Genomic DNA, 8,060 nt, shown 5'->3' with positions numbered 1-8,060 from the left:
TAACTCACCCCGGAGCCGTTCCACTTCCCCCAGCCTCATACCAAGACGATGCCCACTACCAGGCGAGATCACCCGACGTAACGAAGCACTACTAGGCACGGTCTCTCCGATCACGACCGGCACGACTGTGCCTAGCCACTCCTTCTGAGGGTTGACCTTGCCCCTGGGACAAGTCCCACAGTGGCGCTATGAACACCGGATCAGCTCAGGAACGGCTCCTGTCCGAACAGCGTGCCTACTACAGTGCCCTTGCGCCGGACTATCTCGACCAGCTACTCGATCTTCCCGGTGGCGCTGAGCTGACTGAGGCGCTCGACGCGTTCCGGCCGGCGGGCAGCGTGCTGGAACTGGCCTGTGGTCCCGGTACCTGGACCCCTCAACTGCTCCGCCATGCCAGCGACGTCACTGCCGTCGATGCGTCCCCGGAAATGCTCGCGATCGCCGCGGGCCGCGTCTCTGAGGGTGCCCAGGTGAGATTCGTCGAGGCTGACCTGTTCGCCTGGGAACCTGACCGCCGTTATGACGTCGTTTTCATGGGATGCTGGCTCTCGCACGTGCCGGCCAGGCGATTCGAGTCCTTCTGGTCTCTGGTGACCGCTGCCCTCACGCCGCAGGGCCGGGTGTTCTTCGTCGATGACCACTACCGAACGCCAGAGGAGCTCGTCGAGGGCCCGGCATCGTCCACCATCCAGCGGCGCACCCCTGATGGGACGGCCTACCGCATCGTGAAGGTTCCGTATGAGCAGGCAGAGCTGGAAAGACAGCTTCGCGAGCTCGGCTGGGACATCACAGTTACGCCGACAGCTGGCCCGTTCTTCTGGGGCGCCGGCAACCGGGCTGGGCCGTCTTGATCACGATCGGAGCCAGATCATGGCTGCGGCAGCGGTAACGGTGCCCAGGTAGATGTGTCCGCGCTTGTCATAGCGGGTGGCGACGGCTCGGAACTGTTTCGGCTTGTTGATCGCCCGCTCGACGGTGTTGCGCCTCTTGTACCGCGTGGAGTCAAAACCAGGGGGCCGTCCACCCTGCTGGCCCCGGCGTCGACGTCCGGCCTGTTGGTCCTTCTTCTCCGGGATCACGTGCCGGATGCCACGTCGGCGCAGGTAGGACCGGGGGCGCGACAGCGCGGGCGGCGCGTTCTTCGGGGCACCAGCGGCGTGCTGGTGAGCACGCACCGAGGTGGAGTCGACGTTGACGTCCCCGTCGGCCTCCTCCTCGGCAGCGGCCACGGCCTGCACGTGCTGGAGCAGCAGCTCCCAGGTCCCGTCGGCCGACCACAGCATGTGCCGCTTGTGGAACGGTCTGCCAGGGACCGAAGCGTTCAGGCAGCCTGCGCCACTGACAACCAGTGCCGACCCGGTGAATGATCCCGTTGATCACCTGCCGGTGGTCTCGCCACCGGCCACACCGGTTGTTTCTCTCCGGGAGCAGCGGCTCCAGTACCGCCCACTGGTCATCCGTCAAATCCCCCCTGCTGAGCATGACCAGAACAACGAGCTACTGATCGAAGAGACACTGCCTAGCGCCGGACCTTGAACGACAAGTTGAGCGCCTGTTCCTGATGCGGTCAGGCCATGACGGTATTGGTGGATCCTGGGTTCGTTGCGCGCGCCCGTCAGCCGTGCTTGGCTCGCCCGATGAACTTTCTACTGACGGCGAGTGGCCTGCGCAACGAGACGCTGCGGGATGCGCTGCGGGACATGCTGGGAAAGCCGTTCGGGTCGGCGAACGTCGTGTTCGTTCCCACGGCGTCACTCGCCGAGCCCGGGGACCACGGGTGGCTCGTCGCGGACATGAACCGGCTGCACGGCCTCGGCTGGCGGGAGTTCGACGTCCTGGAGCTGAACGGCCTGCCCCGGCAGATGGTGCTCGACCGGCTGCTCCACGCCGACGTCATCTATGTAGAGGGCGGCAGCCACTACCACCTCGCGCGCAGCATCACCGGCAACGGCCTGGCCGACGGCTTCCGCGAGGCGCTGGAGAGCAGGGTCTATGTGGGGGTGAGCGCCGGATCAATGATCTTCAGCCGGAACCTGACCGGGCACTCCGCCGACGTCATCGGGGACACCGCAGACCTCCACGTGCTCGGCGCGACGGCCGTGGAGCCGCCGTTCGGTCTCTTCGACTGGTATCTCAAGCCCCACCTGTACTCGCCGGATTTCCCCGAACGGGACGACGCCTGGGCCGATCGCATCGCTGCGCGGGCGGACTTCCCGATCTACTTCATCGACGACGGGACGGCCGTTCGCGTCAGGGACGGCAAGGTTGATGTAGTTACTGAAGGCCGGTGGCGGTTCCATCCGTGACTCAACGCGTGGTGGGCCAGGGACAGGGCGGTGCGGCGCCCACGGGCGCGCTGATGCGGAGCTGCCGGGGTGAGCACCTGCGTCAGGCGGACTCGTCCGGGGGACTTCGAAGCAGGTTCTTGAGCAACAAGCTCAGCGACGGACCTGCCTGCAGGCGAGTGCGTTGATGAAACGGCGCCCGAGGCGCGTTGCGGGTCTGATCAGCGGGAGTCCTTGGTGCTTGATGTGGTCGGCATCCTGGCACGGGAGGCCGAGGGTGCCTGTGCCGCAACACCGTGCCAGGCGCGGGCTCCCGCCGCCGTCATGTGGCGTCGGCGGCATGCCGCTGCCGGATGCGGTCGAGCGGGCCCTGGTGGTCGACGCCCAGGCCGCCGTCCGGAACGGGGGCGGGACTGCCGGTCAGGGTGTACCACACCTCGGCGCCGGTGTACTGGACGGTGACGTGACGCTGTGTCCGTCTTCGCCGGGCCGGGTGTGGACGTCTCGGTGGCGTACTTGCCAAGGACGAGGAAGTCGGAGTAGCTGGAGAGATTCGCGAGATGCGTTTCGAGTGGGATGCTCCTCGTCCACGACACCTGCCGGGTGGCGAAGCTCAGTTCGGGCGGCAGACGGCGGAAGCGGGACATGAGGCTGGGTTCGCTGTCCTCGGCGGCGAAGAGGCGGCGCAGGCGGGCGTCCTGGGCGGCGATCCAGCCGACAGCGCTGTCCGAGTCGTTCCACCAAAGGGCGAGTGCGCCGCCCGGGTGCAGTTCCGGGACGGACTTGTCCGGGTCGGTCCAGTGCCAGGCCTGGGCATGGATTATGCAGTTGTTCAGCTACTCGGTTCCGGTAGAGCCCTACTTCCACGCCGGGAGGCACGCGTGTCGCTTGGTGGTAGTACATCCGCCACCCCGCGGCTCCGTCTCCCTTTCTGTGCCGGCTGCGGCTGATGCATCCCGGGATCACCATTGTCCGTGCCGACTCCGGCTATGCCGGGCGGCTCGTGACCTGGGCGAAGAAGCGCCTCGGACTGACCTTGAAGACGGCCGGCCGAAGGACGCCGTCGGGTTCCGAATCACCCGGTGAAGCTCCCCCCAGGAGCCGGCAGCCGGCATCGCGCGAAACTGAACGGGACCGATCGTTCTCAAGGTCAGGGCACCGACCTTGGCCCTGGTACGGCTCGAATCGCCGTGCCGAACACCACTCCCCTACCGCCTGCGCAGCCTGTCAGGGCATTCCCGCTCCGCGGACCGGCACCTTCCGGCAACATCGAGTGTCTCTCCATCAGGCACCAGAAATCCGCGGTCCTGCCTCGATCGACTTGAGGCAGTGCGGAGCGCCTGCCTCCGCTCACTCAGTTCCAGGTCATATTGATCTCGCGCCCGAAATTGATGTACCCAGCGCGCCGGAAGGCGTTCGCCATCGGGACGTTGCCCAGGTCTGTCGAAGCACGGATTCGGGGGACGCCTTGTTCGGCAAGGATGCGGGTGCCTTCGGCGAGAAGGGCGTCGATGTAGCCGTTGCCGCGGTGCGGGGGAAGGACCGCGATGTAGGCGATGATCGGGTTGTAGCCGTTGTGGGCCGGGAGGACGAACCCCACTGGTTCTCCATGGGGCAGCGTCGCGATCCGCCACCAGTCTCGCGGGCTCGTGTAGCGCGCGAGTTCGCCCTCGTAGTGCTTGACCGCTGCGTTCTGGGCGGCCATCCGGGTCAGGTCGTCACGGCCATGTGCGTCCAGTGTTCCGTCCATAGCCGAGGTCATCAGAGCGATGAGTTCCTTGGCATCTTGGATCGGCCGGAACGCGAGGCGCTTGCCCGGCTTGGGGGCTGGCGTCTCCGGACACCATTCCAGGCGCAGTCGTTCGACGAAGAGCCGGGCTCCGGTCCGTTCCAGGACCGTCATGCGGTCCTCGACGGCTTGTCTGGTCCCCGTGTCCTCACGCCAGTCCGGCGGGACGAACCGGCTGTACTCGGGGGGAGGCGATCCGTCCGGGAGGGCGGTGGCCATCGCAGTGCGCACAAGTCGCGCCCCGATGTCCATGCGATCGGGGTTCGCGGCAGTGTCGTCGATGTCGAGGACATCCAGGATGAGCGGTGTGTCGCTGCCGGGTCGGCTCCACCAGGCAGCCCTGGCCAGCAGACGGTCACCGCGCAGGGCAAGCCACATCCATTCCGGACGCCGACGGCCGGCGGCAAGGTCGTCCGCCAGTTCCTCGTTGAGGACGTAGGGCAGTTGGGAGAAGAGGTCCAGTTCTTCGCGTCCGTTGATCGGTCGCATGGTCAGGTCGTTCTGTTCCACAGTCAAGGCACGCTCCGGTGAAGGCGCCCGTCCGCGCCGGGGTCAGACCTGGTCCGCGCCCCGGGAGGACACAAGCGCGGTGATCATGGGGATCATCGGTCAATCCCTCCTCTCGCTGTCGTGACCCTCACCCTCACGGCAGGGTTCAGCCGTAATCTCTATCCAACCGCGACCCGCGTGCGCAATACCTTTTTCGATCACACGGTTCCGCCGTCCCCGGCAGGCGGGAAAGGACCGCGACGGATGACCGGCCTCGAACCGCACGCGCCACATCACGGACAACGGGCCCTCAATCCTGGCGCCATCCGGGCCGACCAGCCGTACCCAGAAGTCCGCTGCGTCCGTCCCGGTCCGCACCAACCAGGATCCGACGCGGTACAGCTCAGCTCGATTCCTGAGCCGGGCAAAAACCCAGCTCAGGGCTGAAAGCAGGCACTGGTCTCGTCGTCTAACCTCGGCGTGAGATGAGTCGAGCGAGTGACTCTGTAGGCCGGCAGAGCCATTCGAGAAGAGTGCTGGTGACCACGAACCAGTGGAGGCTGATCCGGCCCTGCTTCTCGTCCAGGATCAGTGGGGCTGCATCCCGGTAGACGTAGCGGAGGTATCGGCGACGGACCGGCGCTCCGGCTATCAGCAGCACTGGCGAGGTGACGAAGATGGCCACCGGGACCAGGACCCTTGCGGTGGTGAGCTTCGCCTTCTCCTCGTATCGCATGCGCTCAGTGTGCTGATCATTGAAGTCGCTTGTCAGCCTGTCCTGCGGGGTTCGCTGCCGGACCCACCGCACAGGGAGTCGCTCTCAGCCTGTGGTGACATCCGGCCCGCCGGGGTCAGACTCCGTTCGCACGCCCAAGTACCGCTGAGGACCGACGATTTGGGAACGGCCGGTACCTAGCCTCGGTTCCATGACCACAAGATCGCGCAGGGCGGCTCTGGCCGCTCTGCTCACCCTCGGCCTGTCCGCTCGCCTCCTGGCGCCGCCCCTGTGTCCTCGGCTCGCGGCCGGCACACGCCGACCCGGGGCGCGGATGCGAGTGAACTGGCGTTACCCCTTCCTGCCTGCCCGTACCCGGTGGGCCGCCGCGTCCTGCACCTGGTCGACCGGCAGCGTGCCGACCCTTGGGTGCCGACGACGGGGAGCCGGGAACTCGCCACCGACTGGCCTGACGCCTGGAGCCACCTGAACGGCCGGAGACGCTGGCTGACGGTCACCGGAGCCGAGCACTTCTTCTCCTTCACCGACCTTCCTTACCTGGCCGAGCAGTTGGGGCTGTCGGACCCGGCGGTCCCCCTCTCGGGAGCACGCGGGTGGCTCATTACGCGCGACTACGTGTCCGCCTTCTTCGATCTCCACCTGCGGGACATGCCACAGCCGATCCTCGACGGCCCACAGCCGCCCATCCCGAGGTCGTCTTCCGGGACCCGGTGTAGAAGACGTCTACTGCGACCGTCCGCTCCGGCGAGTTTCACCTCTCGTGTTCCTCCGCTACCGCCGCCTCGTAAACACGCAGGCTGTCAACGAAGAGGCGCTGCTGCACCGGAGCCAACGGCGCAAGGACGCGACGCCAGGCTGCAGCGCCGGGGACGAGCCAGGCGGCGATCGCACTGTGCTGGTCGGAGGCGATGGCCACAATCCGGCGCCTCCGGTCGGGTGGGGCCACGCGCCGGTTCAGGATGCCCGCCGCCTGGTTCGGGACCTCGGAGTGAAGCCGATGGGCGCTCGAAGCACGGGAGACTGGTGAGTTCACCGTCTGTGCCAGCATGGCCTCTTAGGCGGAGTTCGTTGTCTCGGAGCGGCAGTCCTCGCAGGCGTTGCGTCACCCGTTTGTGTAGGTCCACCGCGATGTCTCGCAGTGGATATCAGCGATGGCGGATCGTGCCTGGCTGGTTCCGTCTCCGCCTTGTTCCCAACCGGGCCCGTCGCCCGTTAGTTGTTGTCGCAGGGCAGTTCCGGATCGGGGCGAGAGGGAACACGTGATGACCCATGCACGGTCGAACGGCTCACCAGCACCCGTGGTCAGCAACTCCGGGCAGACGCCTGCCCTCGCTACAGGGGCCATGACACCGTTCGACGACATCTACGACCAGCCGGACCCTCGCGCATACTTTCGTGAGCTGAGCCCCTGGGAATACCAGACCCCTCATCATGCTCAGCCCGTCTTCCGCCGCATGCTCACAGCGTGCCGGCCCGCAGGCCCGGTCACGGTGTTGGACCTGTGCTGCTCCTACGGCATCAACGCCGCCCTGCTCAACCACGATCTCACCCTGGCGGACCTGTACGCCCACTACACATCGCCGCAGGCCACCGAGCTGACCACCGCAGAGCTGATCGAATGGGACCGGGCCTACTACGCGGCGCACCGGCGCCCGGACCCGGCCCGCGTACTCGGGCTCGACGCCGCCCCCCACGCCGTCTCCTACGCGCATGCTGTCGGCCTGCTGGACGAGGGGTTCGCCGAGAACCTGGAGACCGCGCCGCCCAGCCCGGCCCTGCGCCAGGCCGCCCGGCACACCCGCCTCATCACCGTCACCGGCGGAGCCAGCTTCCTGTCTCCCCTCACCTTCGAGCTGCTCCTGGACTGCGCGCACAACCCGGTATGGGTCGCCGCGTTCGTACTGCGGACCATCTCCTACCGCCGCATCGCCGAGTGCCTGGAACCGTACGGCCTGAGTACCGAGAGGGCCGCCACCCACACGTTTCCGCAACGCCGCTTCACCAGCTTGCAGGAGCAGCAGTACGCGATCGACGCGGTGACCGCGGCCGGCGAGGATCCGCAGGCCAGGGAGACCCACGGCTACTTCCACACCACGCTGTACCTGTCGCGTTCCGCGACAGACGCCGTACAAACTCCCCTGACCGCCCTGGTCCAGGCGCCCTGACACCTTCCAAATCCCCTATCCGGAACAGCAGTCGGAGATCACCAACAGCATCCTTTCGAGCGAGCCAGAACCTCTGCGCGGTCTCATTCGTCCAGGGCGTCCCACCACCAGTCGAAGGAGGGCAGAGGGGGTGCGCTGGTGTCGGCGCCGGTTTCCGGGAAAGCGGGAGGAAGGGCGACGCTCGCGACGGGCACGGCGCCTCGTCCTTCGATGTAGGGGGCGATGTTGCGGTTGAGCAGGCGGAAGTCCAGCACAACACGGATGAGCTGCCCGACGTCCCTGGCATAAGCGGCGGCAGCATGGCTCGCCCCTTTTTTCCAACTGTTCGCGGAGCTTCATGTGCAGGGTCATGATGCGGTTCCGCAAGGCGACGCTCCTGGCAAGGCCCTCCGTCTGGTCGCAGCCGGAGTGGTCGGCAAGCACGGAGGTGATGCTCGCCCCTCCGCTCTTGAGGACGTCGGTGAAGGTGGCCAGGCCGAAGGTGTGCCGTCGCAGCGTCAGGTACTCGTCCGCCGACGGATGGTGATTGCCGTCGAGGAGGAAGACCTCCGGCAGTCACCGAGGTAAGCCCGCAGCCAGATGGGCTCCCACGTCGC

At 66.8% G+C, this 8,060-nt stretch carries 6 protein-coding genes and 2 pseudogenes; 4 read left to right on the top strand and 4 right to left on the bottom strand.

What is annotated here, in order from left to right; translation table 11 throughout:
• Positions 1–188: 188 nt before the first annotated feature.
• Positions 189–851 carry a class I SAM-dependent methyltransferase gene (locus ACGFZQ_RS15360; RefSeq protein WP_393840772.1) on the top strand — a complete coding sequence of 221 codons (663 nt, stop codon included), beginning with the start codon at positions 189–191 and terminating at the stop codon, positions 849–851.
• Here ACGFZQ_RS15360 and ACGFZQ_RS15355 read toward each other — a convergent pair.
• Positions 852–1,482 (bottom strand): annotated as a pseudogene (locus ACGFZQ_RS15355) (IS5 family transposase).
• Between the two features lie 155 nt (positions 1,483–1,637).
• On the opposite strand from ACGFZQ_RS15355, the gene ACGFZQ_RS15350 reads away from it, so the two are divergent.
• Together ACGFZQ_RS15350 and ACGFZQ_RS15345 are read left to right on the top strand one after the other, a co-directional pair.
• The gene (locus tag ACGFZQ_RS15350) at positions 1,638–2,306 is read left to right on the top strand and encodes a peptidase E (protein WP_393840771.1); all 669 of its coding nucleotides are present in this window, start codon (positions 1,638–1,640) and stop codon (positions 2,304–2,306) included.
• Positions 2,307–3,216: 910 nt separating this feature from the next.
• A pseudogene (locus tag ACGFZQ_RS15345) lies at positions 3,217–3,339 on the top strand (IS5/IS1182 family transposase); the annotation flags it as partial.
• A gap of 300 nt (positions 3,340–3,639) precedes the next feature.
• On the opposite strand, the gene ACGFZQ_RS15340 reads toward ACGFZQ_RS15345, so the two are convergent.
• Together ACGFZQ_RS15340 and ACGFZQ_RS15335 are read right to left on the bottom strand one after the other, a co-directional pair.
• Positions 3,640–4,563, bottom strand: a complete 924-nt coding sequence (locus ACGFZQ_RS15340; protein WP_393840791.1) for a GNAT family N-acetyltransferase — start codon at positions 4,561–4,563, stop codon at positions 3,640–3,642.
• Between the two features lie 469 nt (positions 4,564–5,032).
• Positions 5,033–5,299, bottom strand: a complete 267-nt coding sequence (locus ACGFZQ_RS15335) for a hypothetical protein (protein WP_393840770.1) — start codon at positions 5,297–5,299, stop codon at positions 5,033–5,035.
• A gap of 1,454 nt (positions 5,300–6,753) precedes the next feature.
• On the opposite strand from ACGFZQ_RS15335, the gene ACGFZQ_RS15330 reads away from it, so the two are divergent.
• Positions 6,754–7,464 carry a hypothetical protein gene (locus tag ACGFZQ_RS15330; RefSeq protein ID WP_393840769.1) on the top strand — a complete coding sequence of 237 codons (711 nt, stop codon included), beginning with the start codon at positions 6,754–6,756 and terminating at the stop codon, positions 7,462–7,464.
• Between the two features lie 83 nt (positions 7,465–7,547).
• Here ACGFZQ_RS15330 and ACGFZQ_RS15325 read toward each other — a convergent pair whose 3' ends face one another.
• The gene (locus ACGFZQ_RS15325) at positions 7,548–7,718 is read right to left on the bottom strand and encodes a hypothetical protein (protein ID WP_393840768.1); all 171 of its coding nucleotides are present in this window, start codon (positions 7,716–7,718) and stop codon (positions 7,548–7,550) included.
• Positions 7,719–8,060 lie beyond the last annotated feature (342 nt).

Source organism: Streptomyces sp. NPDC048254, from assembly GCF_043201895.1.
Taxonomy (GTDB): Bacteria; Actinomycetota; Actinomycetes; order Streptomycetales; family Streptomycetaceae; genus Streptomyces.
The sequence above is the reverse complement of the archived record's forward strand: the minus strand, read 5'-3'. Positions and strand labels throughout refer to the sequence as shown.